Annotated in this window: 22 protein-coding genes; 13 read left to right on the forward strand and 9 right to left on the reverse strand. The window is 59.2% G+C overall.

Annotated features, from left to right (window positions below; genetic code table 11):
* Nucleotides 1–494 precede the first annotated feature (494 nt).
* From ACYQ54_RS05490 to ACYQ54_RS05510, 5 genes are all read left to right on the forward strand, one after another.
* Nucleotides 495–1,007 (forward strand): phage tail protein, encoded by a 513-nt coding sequence (locus ACYQ54_RS05490; protein WP_460080066.1) that lies wholly within the window; start codon nt 495–497, stop codon nt 1,005–1,007.
* 19 nt (nt 1,008–1,026) lie between these two features.
* Nucleotides 1,027–1,545: a phage tail protein gene (locus ACYQ54_RS05495; protein WP_460080067.1), complete on the forward strand. Its 519-nt coding sequence runs from the start codon at nt 1,027–1,029 to the stop codon at nt 1,543–1,545.
* 10 nt (nt 1,546–1,555) lie between these two features.
* A complete protein-coding gene (locus tag ACYQ54_RS05500) occupies nt 1,556–2,083 on the forward strand; it encodes a phage tail protein (RefSeq protein ID WP_460080069.1) in 528 nt (175 codons plus the stop codon).
* Between the two features lie 64 nt (nt 2,084–2,147).
* Nucleotides 2,148–3,371 (forward strand): PLL family lectin, encoded by a 1,224-nt coding sequence (locus ACYQ54_RS05505; RefSeq protein ID WP_460080071.1) that lies wholly within the window; start codon nt 2,148–2,150, stop codon nt 3,369–3,371.
* A gap of 14 nt (nt 3,372–3,385) precedes the next feature.
* Nucleotides 3,386–3,916 carry an N-acetyltransferase family protein gene (locus ACYQ54_RS05510; protein ID WP_460080072.1) on the forward strand — a complete coding sequence of 177 codons (531 nt, stop codon included), beginning with the start codon at nt 3,386–3,388 and terminating at the stop codon, nt 3,914–3,916.
* Nucleotides 3,917–3,973: 57 nt separating this feature from the next.
* Here the strand turns inward: ACYQ54_RS05510 and ACYQ54_RS05515 are convergent, their stop codons facing one another.
* The 5 genes from ACYQ54_RS05515 to ACYQ54_RS05535 form a co-directional block, all read right to left on the reverse strand.
* A complete protein-coding gene (locus ACYQ54_RS05515; protein WP_460080074.1) occupies nt 3,974–4,267 on the reverse strand; it encodes a DUF6916 family protein in 294 nt (97 codons plus the stop codon).
* Nucleotides 4,268–4,528: 261 nt separating this feature from the next.
* The gene (locus ACYQ54_RS05520; RefSeq protein ID WP_460080076.1) at nt 4,529–4,912 is read right to left on the reverse strand and encodes a DUF6362 family protein; all 384 of its coding nucleotides are present in this window, start codon (nt 4,910–4,912) and stop codon (nt 4,529–4,531) included.
* Nucleotides 4,913–4,999: 87 nt separating this feature from the next.
* The gene (locus tag ACYQ54_RS05525; protein WP_460080077.1) at nt 5,000–5,167 is read right to left on the reverse strand and encodes a ribosome modulation factor; all 168 of its coding nucleotides are present in this window, start codon (nt 5,165–5,167) and stop codon (nt 5,000–5,002) included.
* Nucleotides 5,168–5,320: 153 nt separating this feature from the next.
* Complete coding sequence (locus ACYQ54_RS05530; protein ID WP_460080079.1) at nt 5,321–5,737, reverse strand: hypothetical protein; 417 nt, start codon at nt 5,735–5,737, stop codon at nt 5,321–5,323.
* Nucleotides 5,737–6,084: a hypothetical protein gene (locus tag ACYQ54_RS05535; protein ID WP_460080081.1), complete on the reverse strand. Its 348-nt coding sequence runs from the start codon at nt 6,082–6,084 to the stop codon at nt 5,737–5,739. The genes ACYQ54_RS05530 and ACYQ54_RS05535 overlap by 1 nt, the downstream gene beginning before the upstream one ends.
* Nucleotides 6,085–6,259: 175 nt before the next feature.
* Between ACYQ54_RS05535 and ACYQ54_RS05540 the strand changes: the two genes are divergently transcribed.
* On the forward strand, nt 6,260–6,994 hold the full coding sequence (locus ACYQ54_RS05540; RefSeq protein WP_460080083.1) for a LexA family protein: 735 nt from the start codon (nt 6,260–6,262) through the stop codon (nt 6,992–6,994).
* A gap of 235 nt (nt 6,995–7,229) precedes the next feature.
* Nucleotides 7,230–7,553 carry a hypothetical protein gene (locus ACYQ54_RS05545; protein ID WP_460080085.1) on the forward strand — a complete coding sequence of 108 codons (324 nt, stop codon included), beginning with the start codon at nt 7,230–7,232 and terminating at the stop codon, nt 7,551–7,553.
* A gap of 133 nt (nt 7,554–7,686) precedes the next feature.
* Here ACYQ54_RS05545 and ACYQ54_RS05550 read toward each other — a convergent pair whose 3' ends face one another.
* A complete protein-coding gene (locus ACYQ54_RS05550) occupies nt 7,687–8,112 on the reverse strand; it encodes a DUF6220 domain-containing protein (RefSeq protein WP_460080087.1) in 426 nt (141 codons plus the stop codon).
* A complete protein-coding gene (locus tag ACYQ54_RS05555; RefSeq protein WP_460080090.1) occupies nt 8,109–8,678 on the reverse strand; it encodes an NAD(P)H-dependent oxidoreductase in 570 nt (189 codons plus the stop codon). The genes ACYQ54_RS05550 and ACYQ54_RS05555 overlap by 4 nt, the downstream gene beginning before the upstream one ends.
* Before the next feature lie 88 nt (nt 8,679–8,766).
* Between ACYQ54_RS05555 and ACYQ54_RS05560 the strand changes: the two genes are divergently transcribed.
* Nucleotides 8,767–9,669, forward strand: a complete 903-nt coding sequence (locus ACYQ54_RS05560; protein ID WP_460080092.1) for a LysR family transcriptional regulator — start codon at nt 8,767–8,769, stop codon at nt 9,667–9,669.
* Between the two features lie 16 nt (nt 9,670–9,685).
* Here ACYQ54_RS05560 and ACYQ54_RS05565 read toward each other — a convergent pair whose 3' ends face one another.
* Nucleotides 9,686–10,165 carry an RNA polymerase sigma factor gene (locus ACYQ54_RS05565; RefSeq protein WP_460080093.1) on the reverse strand — a complete coding sequence of 160 codons (480 nt, stop codon included), beginning with the start codon at nt 10,163–10,165 and terminating at the stop codon, nt 9,686–9,688.
* A gap of 374 nt (nt 10,166–10,539) precedes the next feature.
* Here ACYQ54_RS05565 and ACYQ54_RS05570 point away from each other — a divergent pair, with 374 nt between their 5' ends.
* Complete coding sequence (locus ACYQ54_RS05570) at nt 10,540–10,902, forward strand: hypothetical protein (RefSeq protein WP_460080095.1); 363 nt, start codon at nt 10,540–10,542, stop codon at nt 10,900–10,902.
* Nucleotides 10,903–10,966: 64 nt separating this feature from the next.
* Here the strand turns inward: ACYQ54_RS05570 and ACYQ54_RS05575 are convergent, their stop codons facing one another.
* Nucleotides 10,967–11,914 carry a GlxA family transcriptional regulator gene (locus tag ACYQ54_RS05575; protein WP_460080097.1) on the reverse strand — a complete coding sequence of 316 codons (948 nt, stop codon included), beginning with the start codon at nt 11,912–11,914 and terminating at the stop codon, nt 10,967–10,969.
* A gap of 77 nt (nt 11,915–11,991) precedes the next feature.
* On the opposite strand from ACYQ54_RS05575, the gene ACYQ54_RS05580 reads away from it, so the two are divergent.
* The 4 genes from ACYQ54_RS05580 to ACYQ54_RS05595 all read left to right on the forward strand — a co-directional run bounded on the left by ACYQ54_RS05580 (nt 11,992) and on the right by ACYQ54_RS05595 (nt 16,994).
* Nucleotides 11,992–13,152 (forward strand): acyl-CoA dehydrogenase family protein, encoded by a 1,161-nt coding sequence (locus ACYQ54_RS05580; protein WP_460080098.1) that lies wholly within the window; start codon nt 11,992–11,994, stop codon nt 13,150–13,152.
* Nucleotides 13,153–13,155: 3 nt separating this feature from the next.
* Nucleotides 13,156–15,183 (forward strand): acetate--CoA ligase family protein, encoded by a 2,028-nt coding sequence (locus ACYQ54_RS05585; protein ID WP_460080100.1) that lies wholly within the window; start codon nt 13,156–13,158, stop codon nt 15,181–15,183.
* Complete coding sequence (locus ACYQ54_RS05590) at nt 15,183–15,965, forward strand: carnitinyl-CoA dehydratase (protein ID WP_460080101.1); 783 nt, start codon at nt 15,183–15,185, stop codon at nt 15,963–15,965. Before ACYQ54_RS05585 ends, ACYQ54_RS05590 begins: the two co-directional genes overlap by 1 nt.
* Before the next feature lie 111 nt (nt 15,966–16,076).
* On the forward strand, nt 16,077–16,994 hold the full coding sequence (locus ACYQ54_RS05595; protein WP_460080103.1) for a beta-keto acid cleavage family enzyme: 918 nt from the start codon (nt 16,077–16,079) through the stop codon (nt 16,992–16,994).
* The last annotated feature ends 1 nt before the right edge of the window (nt 16,995 follow it).

A 16,995-nucleotide genomic window follows, 5' to 3' on the forward strand; every position in this document is an offset into this window, starting at 1 on the left:
CCCCAAAAATGAAAATTGCCAATGCTCAAAGGCTGGATTCTCGCCAGCCGCCAAATACAACCTTAGCTGGTCTTTTATCGAAACAATCCTTGGTTTAAAATCCACTAAACTCAAACTAAAATAGAATTCAAGCGCAAATCCGATCACAACTTCAACTGACCACATCTGCACCAGCAATATGGGTTCAAATCTGACGAAACCTAACATAGGTTGCAAGATTTCGTCAGATTTGATTATTTTCCCCTATAGATCGAATATTTCTCTTGAAAATTGCATTTTCTCGAGGTCTCTAACATGAGACTCAACAGAGAACGCTTGATATACCTGAGCTTCACTTCAAGACATTTTTAATTGCACTTCAAATTATCACATGCAAAGGTTGCTAATTATATCAGGTCAATTTTCCATCCAAGACAACCTGTGATTCGTAAGCGCAGGAAATCCAGACCAAATTTGCAATACCGAAACCTCCTTCGGGAGCAACGGGAGGAAACATGTCAGAACCTTTTCTCGCCGAGATACGGATTGTCGGCTTCAATTTCGCTCCACGCGGCTGGGCATTTACCGACGGACAGATTTTGCCGATCAACCAGAACCAGTCGCTCTACTCCCTTCTGGGCACGACCTATGGCGGAGACGGGCGAACAACCTTTGCCTTGCCCGACCTGCGTAGCCGGACGCCTATCCATGAAGGTGATGGATATGCGCTCGGCCAGAAAAGCGGAGCGGAAACCATCACACTCACGGCGGCTCAAATCCCGGAACACTCCCACACGGTGAAAGCGGTCTCTTCGCCGGGAAACAGCAGGTCACCGGCAATGTCACTTTTCGGATCCGAAAATGCTCCGGACAAGCCATATCGGCCATATGAAGTTGGTACGATGACGCAGATGAGGTCGGGAACCGTGACCAACGCAGGTGGCGGGCAGGCGCATAACAACATGCAGCCCTACCTGACGCTCAATTTCTGCATCGCCCTTCAAGGCCTGTTTCCGTCCCGCAACTAAATTTCCGAAAGGACATAGAATGTCTGAACCTTTCGTCGGTGAAATCCGCATGTTTGCGGGTAATTTCGCACCGCGCGGCTGGGCCTACTGTGACGGCCAGTTGCTGGCGGTTTCCCAAAACGATGCCCTGTTTTCACTGCTTGGAACCATTTACGGCGGAGACGGCCGGACCACATTCGGCCTGCCGGATCTGCGCGGGCGTATTCCGCTTCACGCCGGCACCGGACCCGGGCTCAGTCCGCGGCGTCTTGGCTCAAAGGGCGGCGCGGAAAAGGAAACACTCACGGTCAACCAGCTTGCCAGCCATTCGCACGGCTTCAATGCCAACACCGGCCTGGCCGACCAGACGTCGCCGGCAACTCATGTTCCGGCCGCCGGAGCAGGCGTGAGCTACTACGCCGATGCCAGTCAGGACGTTTCGATGGCACACGACATGATTTCAAACACCGGCGGCTCCCAATCCCACACGAACCTGATGCCGACACTTTGCGTGCATTTCATTATCGCGCTCTTCGGCGTTTACCCCAGCAGGCATTAGGAGACGGACCATGTCGGAACCCTTTATCGCAGAAATCCGTATTTTTGCTGGCAATTTCGCTCCCCGAAGCTGGGCTTTTTGTGATGGCCAGCTCCTTCCCGTTTCCCAGAATACGGCTTTGTTTTCTCTGATCGGAACGACCTATGGCGGGGACGGCCGCACCACCATGGCTCTGCCGGACCTGCAGGGCCGTGCCCCGATGCATCCGGGAAGAGGCCCTGGTCTCACGGCCCGCAGACTGGGGGAAAAGGTCGGCGTCACGACCGTCACCCTGACGGAAGCCCAAATCCCGTCGCATTCCCATACGGTGCGAGCGAGCAGCAGCAACGGTGGTGTTCCCGGGCCCTCGTCATCGACGTCCTTTTCCAGCTCCGGCGTGGATGCTCTCTACCACACCGATACTCAGACGAACCAGGTCGACATGGCCATGGAAACGCTGGGCACTGCCGGTGGCAGCCAGTCACACGACAATGTTCAGCCGTATCTGACGCTGAACTTCATCATTGCGCTCCAGGGACTTTACCCCTCTCGCGGCTAACCACTGCAGAACGAAGCCGGACCGGCCAGGCCCCCGGCTTCAGATCAGCAAAAGGAAACGCATCATGTCAGTCGAAGAAGCAGTTCCCGAGGAATTCGAAGGGAACGTGACTGCCGATCCGGCCTACTTCCGCATCTTCTTTGCCGCGCTCACACCGGGCGGGACCCTCGAATACAAGGATCAGACGTCGGAGAACGGAGCGTTCAGCACCTCCTTTACCCAACTTACCGATGCAAGTTATGCCACTGGCCGGCTCAATGCCTCTGTCACCCAGGAAGGCTATGTCGCCTTGCTTGCGGAAGACAGCCAATCCGGAAATCTTGTCTACATCCGCGAAAACCGGGAGGAAAACGCACCGCAGAGGTTTGCCGACCCGCTGGATCTTGGCAAGCCGACCGGCGTAACGGGTTTCATTGATACGGTGCTGATCAACGGCATAACCGGCCGGCAGAACATCTTCGTCACGAGTTCTGATTCGGACAACGCCATCTGGTGGCGGTTCCAGAACAACAACACCGTTCAGATGGAAACCATCACGGTGGTCCCGCCGGGGACGACGACACCGATCGAAATTACGGTTCCTGTCGAAATTCCACCAAGCCAGCCCTGGGCGGACTGGCAACAGATGCCAGGGGCGCTGCGCAGTCTCGCCGCAACCCAGAATGCCGATGGTCGCATTATTCTGACCGGCATCAACGCGGATGGCGTGCCTTATCTCAACTTCCAGTCCACCGACAGGCCGCTTCTGCCGGAAGGATGGGAAGGCTGGCAGAACATCAGCGGCGGCCTGAGCGGCTTTGAACAACTGGCCCTGTGCATCGACGGCAATGCACTCGTTCACATTTTTGCCCGCATCGGAACCAAGATCTACATGAAGGTGCAGGACGAGGTCAGTTCGCTCGACTTTTCCGACTGGGCACTGTTTGCCACGTTTGATGCCCCTGTCGGCAGCATGGCGGCCTCCAACTCCTCCAACGGAGGGATCTACCTGGTTGCCCTGGCTGGCTCAGGGCCGGACAGCACGGTTTACGCAAGCTATCAGACCAGTTCCGTTGAAACCTCCTGGACAACCCCGCGCGTCATCGCCCATGCGGATGGTGGCAGCACGCTGAAACTCCAGCCGAACGCCAACACGCTCTTGAGCCTGTTCGCGCTAGACACGGGATCCGGCGTGGCTTCCTACCTGCCGCAGATCTCGCTTGATCACTGGTCGGCGACGTGGACCTCCCTCGGCGGCCCACTCTCTGCAAGTGCGCTCACCCGGGACGTCACCCCCAACCCGGAATGACAGCTTCGATCACGATGGATCTGCCACTTCCACAAGCAGACATGTCTCTGGCCCCGCGCTTTCGCGCGGCGGCCCTGGGCATCACCTACCGGCCCTTGTGCTCGGAAGACCTTCCGTTTCTGGCAAACCTCTACCGATCGACCCGTGAAACCGAACTTTCCCGCACGCCCTGGACCGAAGATGAAAAGCAGGCCTTTATCGGCATGCAGTTCGAAGCTCAGCACAGGCATTACCAGCAGCATTATCCCGACGCCCTCTGGATGGTGATCGAAAAAGGTTCCGTTCCGGTCGGCAGGCTCTATCTGGAGCGCTGGACCAACGAACACCGGATCATCGACATTGCCTTGGTGCCTGAGGCACAGGGACACGGCATCGGCAGTGCCATTCTGGAAGACCTGATCGACGAAGCGGAACAGGCCGGAAAAACACTTTCCATTCATGTCGAAAAAGAGAACCCGGCCATGCGGCTCTATCGCCGGCTCGGTTTCGAACAGCGCGAAGACAAAGGCGTCTATGACCTTATGGAGCACCCTTGCCGAGCGTGAAGATCCGGGTGCGACCGCCACTGAGCGGCGGTCATCTGCCTGCCAGACAACACTCGATCAGGTGAACACTGCTTCATACTGAATGCCGGCTTCCTTCTGCGCGACCGGGACCAGAAACACGTCCTGCTCGCCGAAGTCCGGCCGATAAAGCCGGTAGATCGATTGCTCCAGCAATGGCTCCTGCGGCCCCAGCCACAAAGTGGAAAATGCCCCTCCCCGTCTCTCGCCAGAACCCATGAATTTGACCTCGACAAGAGACAGCTGAATATCGGCCGGAACGGACCTGACCTCGAACGCCTGATCCAGCAGCTTTTCAAAATCTTGAAGGGTCAGTGTTTTCAAATCGGTCATCAAATTCTCCAAAGTATCTGTCCAATTGCCCCGGCTGGCGGCACGCGTGACGAACGGTCAAAAAAAAGTTGTAGTTCAAACAACAGACAACCGTAAAGAGGCGATTGAGAAACAGACAATGCGACTTTACGGAGCAGGACTGAAAGGCCTCTTTTAAGCCTGCTTCGCCCCTTCCGCATCGGGATCGATGCGGAAGGGGCGGCGATTTCCTTCAAGCGCTGCTCCAGGAACCGGAACACCACCGGCTGTCGTCAGGGCCACTCAGTGTCCGGCCGACTTTTCCTCGCCAAGCCTTTCGGCCAACCGGCGCAAGACAACCTTGTTGCGGCTCGTCACCGTTGAGCGTTTCCAACCGTATTTGTCGCAGATCCGGGAGAACTTGCCGCCACCTGCCTTGCACATCACCTCAAACTGCAAGGCACGGCGCGCATCCGCGTCCTCTATCAGGGAGAACCACGTGATCGCTTCTTCCGCCCGGCTGACCGCCCGCGGTGGATAGACACGCCGGCGCCTGGCAATCTTGCCCTGGCATTCGGGCCAACTTGCCAGAACTGCGCGCGGCCCATCGCCCTTGCCGGTCACCGCAATGACTTCGACAGCCTCCGTCAACCGGGCCAGAATCTGGTCAGGTGCGTTTGTTTCCATTACGCCTCTCTTGAAACTGTAGGTGACACACAACCGCCCGGCCGAAGAATCGGCCTTGCGGCATCCAAGGTCCAAACCTGGAGCCGGCTACTTGCCCCGGCTTTCACGCTCTTTCCGGTATCCCTCCTCCCACAGGCCGAAATAGTCGGCCTTCGGCGGATAAGGATTGTCCTCACTGGATTTGCCTTCCCGGCACGCAGTGGCTCCGCGTTCGAAGGCAAAAATCTGGGCCTTCGTCAGATAGTTGTTCATCATCAAAACCCTCTCTCAAAATACCGGTGAAAGATCCGTCCGGCACCCGCACCGTTCCGGAGCGCGACAAGCCAAGCGTGCAATCCGTGAAAGACTCAATACAGCCGAAGATTGACGGCGGCAGTGTAATCAACCGATTGCGCCTGACAACAGGTTTCATGCGGCAAGCCCTTCCCGGCCCGTTTCCAGACGTTTGTCGAGTTCATAGGACAGCAGCACGGCAAGCGTGATGGTTGGCGCGGCAGGGTTGATATGCTTGGCGCTGCTCAGCAGCGCCTCCAGATCGATCCGGTCGAATTGGTCCAGAAATCCGCGCCTCTCCACCCAGTCCGGCTTGTTCAGCACAAGCCAGGAAACGGCGGTAAAGCACGGCGCCGACCAGTTGCCCCTGTTCTCCGCCGTGTTGATCAGCCCGAACACGAGGCGCAGATGTTCGGCCCCGTGTTTCTGCAACAGGGTCTGGCATGTTCTCCGGGCTTTCGACTGGTGCCGCCCCTGCACCCGCCTGGTGTAGCTGACAAAATGGACGCCATATTCTGCGGCGATCCTGTCGACCAGTCCTCCAGACGCCATCAGACCCGACCTTTCTTGTCCGCCGCGATACCCTGGACGGCTGCAAATGCCTCTTCAGCTTTTTCCCGTGCTGTGCGCGGCTCTTGTTCATGTTTTGTTCTTTTGCGAAAAGTAGCCCGCCTTACCGACTCCCCACTGCTGGCACGACCGCCATTGCCGCTCAGGCCGGAACCGCCGCGCGCTTCCCTACCCTGCTTCAGCTTCCGCAACTCGAGCGTCAGCAACCTGTTACGCGCTTTTTCCAGCGCGAACTCGTCTTCCAGCCTCGCACTCGGTCGCTCGGCCCTGATCCTCAGATGCGCGACCTTTGCCTGAGCCTCCTCAATTTCGTCCTTCAGGTCCCTCACCGGCCGGTCTCCTCTGCCCCTTGTCGAAGGATTGTCTGAGCTTCCATCGTCACTCCCACGCAGTTACTTGATGACACCTAAATTTCGTACGCTTATTGCGTACACATGTCAACATGGACTCCGTATGATTTTACTGATAAAGCGTATGCATCGAACGTGACCTGGTGATCGGCAAATGGATATCGACGAACAATCGGCAGTCTCCCGTCAGCTTGTGGATCTGAAGGATCGCAGCGGCCTGTCGATCCGCGCCATCGCACGGGCGATGGGCTATCAGAACGCCTCTTCCATTCAGCGGTATTTCAGTGCGGACTACCTGAAGCCGGCGCTGCCCTCCGATTTCGTGGCAAAGCTTCTTCCTGTGCTTCTGGGCAAGGGCGAACAACCGATCACGCGGGAAGACATTCTGGCGCTCGCTCCCGATTCCATCACCGACCTGGACGCCTCCAGCGCGCCTTCCAGGGCCGCAACTCCCCTGGAAGTCAAAGGTCAGGTGGCCGCCGGCTTGTGGATGGAATCCGGACTATTTGAGACGGACGCCACCAAGAAAACCAGCTTCGCAGGGGATCTGCGCTTTCCCAGCGAGAGCCAATATCTGCTGCAAATCAATGGGGAAAGCCTCAATCGCATCGCCTGGAACGGCGATTTGATCCTGTGTGTCGACTATCTGGAAGCAGGCATCGAGATCAAGTCGGGAGACCTCGCCGTTGTTGAACGAACCAGGGATGGCGGACACACCATCGAACGCACGGCCAAGCGGATCATCCGCCGGAACGGCCAGATCGAGCTACAACCGGAATCCAACGACCCACGGTTTCAGGAACCGGTAATCTTCAACGAACATGACGAAGAAGCAACGGAAGTCCGCATCATCGCCAAGGTTCTGAGCGTGATCCGGCAAGTGGTTTAGGAGCCCCTCACAGAGGCTCCCTGTCTCCATCGGCGACGCCCGCCCCATTCTTCCGAAGCCCGCCCCGTACCTCCGAAACCCTGACACCAGACAAATGTTCTCACGGCGCCCTGTTGTACGCAGCCACGACACCTCGCGTCTATTCTATACGCTTTTGGCATATCCTGAACCCACGATCGATTGACATGTACGCAATATGCGTATAATCTAACACCATGTTTTGACGGAGGCTTTTATGGCGTTGAACCTCGACATGTCGTTCTATTCAGTGATTTGCGAACTTGGAAACTGCTTCTACACCCCGGAAACCGATCTGACCGACATGAACCTGGACAAGATCATCGGGGATCTTCAGGCAGGGCAACTCGAGAAGGTTCAGGTGGTTCTGGAATTCAACCCGGCTGAAGGCTGGTGCAATGACATCACCAGCGCAGTGCTCTCCGCCGCTTTCCCCGGAACCGGGGAAGACGAAGATGAAACGGCCGACAACTGGTCTGATTACCGGGACGAACGGATCGACGCCCGGACTGCCGGTATCCAGGCCAGGGTCGCGGCCTGACACCGGACACCTCGCAACAGGAAAACAAACCTCCTGATCTTCCCAGGACAGTTTGCAGGCGCTCCCGGAGAGCATTCTACAGGAGCGACGGGCCATCGGGTCAAACAGAGGCAGAACACGCCGTCTGACATGGTCATGGAGTGATTTTCCGGGAAACCGCGTTCCCCAAGCGCTGCTCGATCTTCACCAGCAGGACCAGGCTTACCATCAGCAACAGTGCACCATTGAAAGGATGAAAAGCGAGCAGCTCCGGTCTGGAACCGGCGGATAGTAATATTTGAATCAGGTAGAGCATGCCGGTCAGTCCTGCCCACCAGCCCAAGGCGCCGAGCCGGGCAACCAACAGGCTACCGCCTGTCAGAGTGCCAACAAAACCAGTCAGTACAAGACCAGAGGCTGCGTGAAGCCCCCAAAGTTCACCGTCGCGGAAGAGCGCCAGTCCTGCAGTCAGATACTGCCCGAGAATTCCGACTGGCAGGGCTCGTGCACTGAAGGAATACCACCATGGTATTCCCGCCCCCAAGTGCTCGAATGTGTTGTGACGCTTGATCATTTTCATGCCACTTCCCGTGCCGAGGTTTCGGCAATCCACTTCGTCAGGGCCTCGGCATAACCAGCTGCTGCTAATTCCAGCTCGACAGGCGAAAGCTTGTTAGCCCTGTAGAGAAGAAAAGGCTCCGACCAAACCAGGCCGCATCGATGCGCAGTCGCTCTCAGCGGTGCGAACAGGGCATCCATGGTAAAGCCGTTCGCGCCGGTTGGGCCGTAGGCTTCGGGAACGTTGCCTGCAGTTGCTGCAAGCATCAAAGGTGTGCCTCCCAGTCTGTGCCCCTCCTCCTCATAGGCGATATAGAACATCCGGGTCAGCACAGCGTCCTGCCAGGCTTTCAGGAGCGGCGGGGTTGAATACCACTGCACGGGGAATTGCAGCACGATCCGGTCGGCCTCCAGCAGACGGGCCGCCTCCCTTTCGCCGTCACGAAATAGATCAAGCCCCTGCGGATAGGCGGCCTGCATGTCGACCACGTTAACACCGTCGACGTTTGCCGCCGCGATGGCCAGTGCCGCATTTGCCTTGGATTGTTTCAGGTCCGGGTGAAACAGAAGTACGAGTGTGTTGCTCATTTTCTTCCCTCATGTTGATCGCGAGAGAAGATGTGCGCGGAACTTAAATCATTCCAATCGATAATTTATCTATGCTATTATTTGTTTCATGAATTTACGTTCTGTCGATCTCAACCTGCTCGTTGCACTGGACGCGCTATTGGAGGAGGCCCACGTCAGCCGGGCAGCGAGCCGGATAGGCCTTTCCCAGCCGGCCATGTCAGCGGCTTTGCAGCGTTGCCGGCACCTGTTTGCCGATGAGCTGCTGGAACGGGGTCACGGCATAATGCGCCTGACGCCAAAGGCCGAAGCCCTGCGCGCTCCGCTAAAATCTCTGCTGGCCGGAGTAGGTGATCTTCTGGCGCCTGCCGCCGTTCCTCTGACCGACATCCGCCAGACCCTGCGCGTGATCATGGCCGATTTCCCGACCCTTTACGTCATTGGACCGCTGCAAAGACAACTGCAGGAAACCGCCCCAGGCATCGATCTCGTCATCCAGCCATGGCATGGCGCCCCCTCGGCACGGGCTGCCCTGCTCGATGGCGGCACCGACATCGCCGTCTCGGTTTTCCCGGGAGATGATGAAGAGCTCCACCGGGAAGAACTCTTTGAAGAAAGCTACCGGGTCGCGATGAGAAAGGGGCATCCTGCAGAAAAGGACTTCGATCTCGACAGCTGGCTGGCCTATCCGCATATTCTCGTGTCCGGCCGGGGCGATACCAGGACGCCGCTCGATGCCGAGCTGGCACATATAGGCCGCAAGCGCCGGGTTGGCCTGGTGGTCCCCTCCTTCCAGATGGTTCCTGATCTCCTGCGTGGATCGGACATGATCGCAATGCTTCCCTCGCGGGTTCTGCCTTTTGCAGGCAACCTGGTATCCTTCCACCCGCCGATCCAGGTCTCCGGGTTTCCGCTTCATCTGGCCTGGCACCGCCGCCGCGCGAACGACCCCGGCCTGCGACATGTAGCGGAACTGCTCGCCGGACTTTTGCGCAGAGACGCATGCCACTAACCGGAAAGGGTCGCCTTCACACGGCCAGCGTCTGCCGGGCGCGGGAGAGCCGGCTTTTCACCGTTCCGACAGCCACACCCGTTTGCTCGGCAATTTGCCCGGTGGACAGGCCGGAAAACACCCGCAGTTCCAGGGCGTTCCTGTCTTCGGGACGGAGCCCGGCAATACCCCTGGCAACGTCCTCCAGCTCCAGATGTTTTTCCTGTGCGGGCGCTGCCTGGGTTTCCTGCAGCCAGTCCTCGATCGGCAGGTGATCGCCCCGGCGGGCAAGCCACTTGCGTTCGTCCAGATAAGCGTTGCGGGCAATCGTGAACAGCCAGCGGCGCAGCTCCGTACCACAATGAAAACTGGCGTGATGCCGCAATGCCTTTTCCAGGGAGGTCTGCATCAGATCGTCGCCGGCTTCGGGGTTTCGCGCCAGGGAGCGGGCATATCTGCGCAAATGCGGAATTTCGCTCTTCAGATCCCTTGTGAAATCATCCTTGGTGCAGGCCATCGTACCATTCCTGTGCTGCTGGTGGTGGACGAGATATAAGACGTCGCCAGCTCGGCAAAAGCTCGCTCAAGAGCTTGTCATCAGGGTTTGAAAATCGGGCACAAAACTGCCTCGGTGGCTCGCTTGATGTTCACGGCCAGGTGAGGCGAGCCCTGTTTGCTCCGTGACAATGATGAACGCGTGCGTGGTGTGAAATCACCCCCGATGCAAGGCCGGCTTTCTCTCACAGGGCCTCATGTTTTTGTGTTGATCTTATTACCAGCCTTGCCGCAACCGATCCGCGTTCGTGTCGTTGTTCCCGGCATGAACAGCCTGCCGGGCCAACAGCGCCCTGCAGTCATTCATGACCTGAAACAGACACATGGAGCATGATCATGCGCACGTCTAAGAAAATTCTCTCCACCCTGCTGACCGCAGCATTTGTTTCCGGCGCGCTGGCCGGCAACGCCTTCGCCATCGACCCGGACGACACCCGTGGCGATCTCAACGGTGACAAACCCGTTTCCGTTCGCATTCAGCGGACCGTCAACGCAAAGGCTCTGGCTGAAGCACGCAGCGGCAAACTGCTGATCCTGCCGGTTGTCGGCAGCTACAATGGCGAAGAACGCCTGACGGTTGCCCAGCAGCAGGTCGCCGGTGCAAGGGTACAGGGCGCCACGGCAAAAAAACCGCTGCACATCCTGCCTTTCCAGGGCGACTGGAACGGAACCGCAAAAGCCGGTTTCCCGCACCAGTAAGGTCGTCCCGTTCCGAAGAAAGGGCCGCGCTGATCGCGCGGCCTTTCTCGTTTGCAAGCTTGGATTACTTCGTCCGACGATGTTCGCGTGGCGACTGGCCGAATTCCTGCCGGTAGGCGCGCGTCATGGCACTTGCATTCCTGTAGCCGCAGCGCTCCGCAATCTCCGCAATGCCCAGCCGCGTCAGTTCCACCAGCCGGCGAGCCTCTCGCAGGCGGATCGCCTTGTAGACCCCGAGCGGCGTCATCGACATTTCCCGCTGAAACCGGTGCTCCAGCGTGCGTTGGTCCACCTTCAGCTGCCGGGCCAGATCTTCAATCGGCATCGGTGTCTCGATCGTCCGCCGCATTAGCGACGTCGCGCTGCGCACCAGCGCATCCGCCGACAGGCGCTTGTGCGGATCGTGCATGTCCAGCTTGTCGCCATACATGAACAGAGCTGCCACCTCGAGCGCGAACATCGGGCTGTGGTGGCGCTTGATCAACTCCAGCGCCAGTTCGAAGGTGGTCGACGCCCCGCCACACGTGCAGATGTTGCCATCCAGCACAAAACGATCCTCGACAGCATCGACCTCCGGAAACCTTTCGGCAAAACCGGTCAGTTCATCCCAGTGGATCGTGGCCTTTCGTCCCTCCAGCAGGCCGGCAGCCGCCAGAAGCCAGGCGCCGGTGTCCATGCCCACCAACGTGCCGAACCGTTGCCTTGCGGCCTTCAGGGCGCGCACCGTTCCCTGCCCTGCGAACGCCTCGAAACCGTAGCTCGGCATGATGAAGAGATAGTCCCCACCGGGTTTCGCGTCCGTCCAGGCACTCGTCGCCACCGGCAGTCCGCTGGATGACGTGACGGTTCCCCCGCCAAGGCTCACATGCTGCCAGGAATAGAGCTGCTTGCGGGCGATCGTATTTGCTGCCCGGAACGGTTCGATCGCATTCGCCAGACAGTGGTTCGAAAAACTTTCGAACAACAGGACACAGATTTTTCGAACCGAATTCGATTTCTGAGAAATCGGCATGATATCGACCCAAAATTGCATAATAGCGCAGGCCCGTTTGTCTCACCCTCGTCGACCTGTGGCAAGAGGAGATTCCGATGCATTTTGGACTGAGCGAAGAGCAGGAGATGATCGTCTCCACGGTCCGGTCCTTCGTAGAAAACGAGATTTACCCGCATGAGGAACTGGTCGAGAAGACGGGGCAGGTTCCCCCCGAACTTGGCGAGGAGATCAAGCGCAAGTGCATCGATCTCGGCTTCTACGCCTGCAATTTCCCGGAGGAAGTCGGCGGCGCGGGCCTCAGCCACCTGGATTTCACGCTTGTGGAACGGGAACTCGGGCGCGGTTCGATGGCGCTGAACCACTTTTTCGGCCGTCCCCAGAACATCCTGATGGCCTGCAAGGGTGAGCAGATCGAGCGTTACCTTCTGCCGGCCGTACGCGGCGAGAAGATGGACGCCCTGGCCATGACCGAACCAGATGCCGGCTCGGATGTGCGCGGCATGAAATGCCAGGCGGTGCGCGACGGCGGCGATTGGGTCGTGTCCGGCTCCAAGCATTTCATCTCCGGTGCGGAACATGCGGATTTCTTCATCGTGTTTGTCGCGACCGGTGTCGACGAAACCCCCAAGGGTCCGAAAAAGCGCATTACCTGCTTTCTGGTCGACCGGGGCACGCCCGGCTTCGAAGTGCGCGAAGGCTACCGCTCCGTCAGCCACCGGGGCTACAAGAACTGTATTCTTTACTTCGACGGCTGCCGTCTGCCGGACAGCCAGGTGCTTGGCGAAGTCGACGGCGGTTTCGAGGTCATGAACGAGTGGCTTTACGCCACCCGTCTGACGGTTGCCACCATGAGCGTCGGCCGCGCCCGCCGCTGTTTCGACTATGCCGTCAACTATGCCGCCGAGCGCAAACAGTTCGGCCAGGCAATCGCCAAGTTCCAGGGTGTCAGTTTCCAGGTCGCCGACATGATCACCGAGATCGACGCCGCCGACTGGCTGACGCTTGCCGGTGCCTGGCGTCTTGACCAGGGCCTGCCTGCCAACCGAGAGATTGCCAGCGCCAAGGTCTATGCGACCGAAATGCTGGCACGCGTCACCGACACGACCCTGCAGATCTTCGGCGGCATGGGCCTCATGGACGACTTCCCTATCGAACGCTTCTGGCGCGATGCCCGCGTGGAACGGATCTGGGACGGCACCAGCGAGATCCAGCGCCACATCATCAGCCGCGATATCTTCCGTCCGCTCGGAGCCTGATCCATGCGCTCTCTCGAACGCTTGCTCCGGCCAAGCACGGTCGCGGTCATCGGGGGCGGCTCCTGGTGCAGAAACGTGCTGCGGGAATGCCGCAAGGCCGGTTTTGAGGGTGACCTCTGGCCGGTGCACCCAAGCCACGAAGAGATCGACGGCTGCCGGGCCTACACCTCTGTCGACAACCTTCCCTCAGCCCCCGACGCGGTCTTTATCGGTGTCAACCGGCATGTCACCATCGAGATTGTCCGCGCGCTAGCGCGCCTCGGTGCCGGCGGAGCCATTTGCTTTGCCTCCGGTTTCAGCGAAGCCATCCGGGAACTGGCCGATGGCGCGGATCTCCAGGCCGCCCTGATCGAAGCTGCCGGCGACATGCCGATCCTCGGTCCCAACTGCTATGGCTTCCTCAATGCTCTCGACGGCGCGGCGCTCTGGCCGGATCAGCACGGACTGACCCCGGTCGACCGCGGTGTTGCAATCATTGCACAATCGTCCAACATCGCGCTGAACCTGACCATGCAGACGCGAAGCCTGCCGATTGCCTATCTCATGACCGCCGGCAACCAGGCCCAGACGGGACTGTCCGCCATTGGCAGCGCCCTCCTGGACGATGATCGGGTAACTGCTATCGGCCTGCACATAGAAGGGCTCGACGATCTTGCGGCCTTCGAGGCCTTTGCCCGCAAGGCGCATGCGCTCGGCAAACCCGTGGTGGCCGTAAAGGTCGGCCGCTCCGAGGCAGCACAGGCGGCAACGGTTTCACACACCGCCGCCCTTGCCGGCAGCACGGCGGGCTCCGACGCGCTGTTCAACAGGTTGGGCATTGCCAGGGTCGGCAGCCTGCCCGCGCTTCTGGAAACCTTGAAGCTGGTCCACATTGCCGGCTCCCTGCCCAGCGCCGATATCGTGTCGATGTCCTGCTCGGGCGGTGAAGCCAGCCTGATTGCAGACACCGCGGTTGGCCGGCAGATCAACTTCCCCCCGCTTGGTCCCGCGCAGAAAGCGGCTCTTTCCGAGGCGCTTGGCCCCAAGGTCGCGCTCGCCAACCCGCTCGACTATCACACCTATATCTGGGGGGACGGTGCTGCCATGAGCCGGTGTTACACCGCCATGATGCAGGCGGATGTTTCCCTCGGCATCGTCATTCTCGATATTCCGAGAACGGACCGCTGCAACCCGGAAGACTGGCTGAAGGTGATCGAGCCGGTGGAAGCGGCCATGAAAGCCTCCGGAAAGCCGATGGCAGTCCTGAGTTCTCTGCCGGAAACCATGCCGGAAGCCTTTGCAGCCGATCTCATGAAGCGCGGACTGGTGCCTCTGTGCGGACTGGACGATGCCCTGACGGCCATCGAGGCTGCTACCTTTCTGGATAGGCCTCTATCGCCGGAGCCGATCCGGATTCCGCTGCCGGTACAGGCCTCCCGCCTTCTTTCGGAACAGGAGGCAAAAGCCCTTTTGCACCAACATGGCCTCAAAGTTCCGGCAAGCGCTTTTGCAGATGGACCGCAAGCAGCGGCAAACGCTGCCGAGGAGATCGGATTTCCGGTGGTGTTGAAGGGCACCGGCATCGCCCACAAGACCGAAGCCGGAGCTGTTGCCCTGAACCTTCAATCAGCCTGCGCGGTACACGCTGCCGCCGCGGGAATGCCGGCCACATCGTTTCTGGTGGAGAAGATGGTCACCGGCAGCCTCGTCGAACTGCTGATCGGCATCGTCCGTGATCCGGCTCACGGCTATGTCCTGACCCTCGCTGCCGGCGGCATCCTGACCGAGCTTCTGGAAGACAGTCGCTCGCTGATTGTCCCCGCCGGACGAGAGGAGATCAGGCAGGCACTTGAAAAACTCAGGCTAGGACGTGTGCTGACCGGATATCGCGGCAAACCTGCTTGCGATCTGGAGGCGATTGTTGAAGCTGTCATGGCGGTACAGGCCTTCGTTCTGTCGGCGCCGGTCGAAGAAGTTGAAATCAACCCGCTTCTGTGCGGCGCAGACTTTGCGCTTGCTGCCGATGCGCTGGTGAGAATGGGAGAAAACTGATGGATAGTCCCATCAAGACCGAAAAACGCGGCCACATCCTGGCTGTCACGCTGGACCGGCCCAAGGCCAATGCCATCGACCTGATGACCAGCCGGATCATGGGCGATGTCTTCACCGGGTTCCGCGACGATCCGGACCTGCGGGTCGCCATTGTCACGGGTGCCGGCGAAAAGTTCTTCTGCCCCGGATGGGACCTGAAGGCCGCAGCAGATGGCGACGCTGTTGATGGCGACTATGGCAAGGGTGGTTTCGGCGGCCTGCAGGAGCTGCGTGGTCTCAACAAGCCGATCATTGCAGCCGTCAACGGCATCTGCTGCGGTGGTGGCCTTGAGCTGGCGCTGTCTGCCGACATCATCCTGGCGGCAAACCATGCCACATTCGCCCTGCCGGAAATTCGCTCGGGAACAGTGGCCGATGCAGCCAGCATCAAGCTCCCCAAGCGCATTCCCTATCACATCGCCATGGAAATGCTGTTCACCGGCCGCTGGATCGATGCGGAAGAAGCTGCCCGCTGGGGCATGATCAACCACATCTATCCCGGACAGGATCTGATGGCGGAAGCCTGGAAGCTCGCCGAGCTGCTCGCGTCCGGTCCACCTCTTGTCTATGCCGCAATCAAGGAAATCGTGCGTGAAGCGGAAGACATGAAGTTTCAAGACGCGCTCAACCGCATCACGGGAAGCCAGTTCCAGACGGTTAAAACGCTCTACCGCTCGGAAGATCAGAAGGAAGGCGCTCGCGCCTTTGCCGAAAAACGAGATCCGGTCTGGAAGGGCCGCTAGATCAACCTGCATTCGAAAGAACGCAGAAAACATGATCTAACATTCTAAAATCAATCAGCTTTTTCAGTTCGACCGGTTCCGGTTGAGCTGCCGCTGCTTCAGGAGGACCAAATGCCATTGACCATGAACCGCGACGTTTTCATCACCTGCGCCGTGACCGGGTCAGGCGGGACCCAGGACAAGTCTCCGCATGTTCCCCGCAGCCCGAAACAGATCGCCGACAGCGCCATCGATGCGGCCAAGGCCGGCGCGGCTGTCGTCCACTGTCATGTGCGCGACCCTGATACCGGCGCTCCATCCCGGCGGCTGGACCTTTACCGGGAAGTCACCGATCTCATACGCGCCGCCGATGTGGATGTGGTGCTGAACCTCACCGCCGGCATGGGTGGCGATATCGTCTTCGGTTCCACCGAAGCACCGCTTCCTCTCGTCGAGACGGGAACAGACATGGTCGGCGCAACCGAGCGCATGGCTCATATCCGCGAGTGCCTTCCCGAAATCTGCACGCTCGACTGCGGAACCATGAATTTTGCCGAAGCCGACTATGTCATGACCAACACCCCGGGCATGCTGCGCGCCATGGGTGCCATGATGACCGAGCTTGGCGTGAAGCCGGAAATCGAGGCTTTCGATACCGGTCACCTCTGGTTCGCCAAGCAGCTTGTCAAGGAAGGCACCCTCGCCTCCCCGGCCCTCGTACAGCTCTGCATGGGTGTGCCGTGGGGAGCGCCGAACGACCTCAACACCTTCATGGCCATGGTCAATGCCATACCGGAAGACTGGGCCTGGTCTGCCTTCAGCCTCGGCCGCGATCAGATGCCCTATGTCTCGGCCTCCGTTCTGGCCGGCGGCAATGTCCGTGTCGGTCTGGAAGACAATCTCTTCCTGGAAAAGGGCGTCCTTGCCACCAACGCCCAACTGGTCGAAAAAGCGGTCGGTATCGTCGAAGGCATGGGAGCCAAAATCATCGGGCCGCAGGCCGTACGCGAAAAGCTGGGCCTGACGAAGCGCGCACCTGTGAGCGCCTGAG

The organism is Roseibium sp. LAB1 (assembly GCF_054658235.1).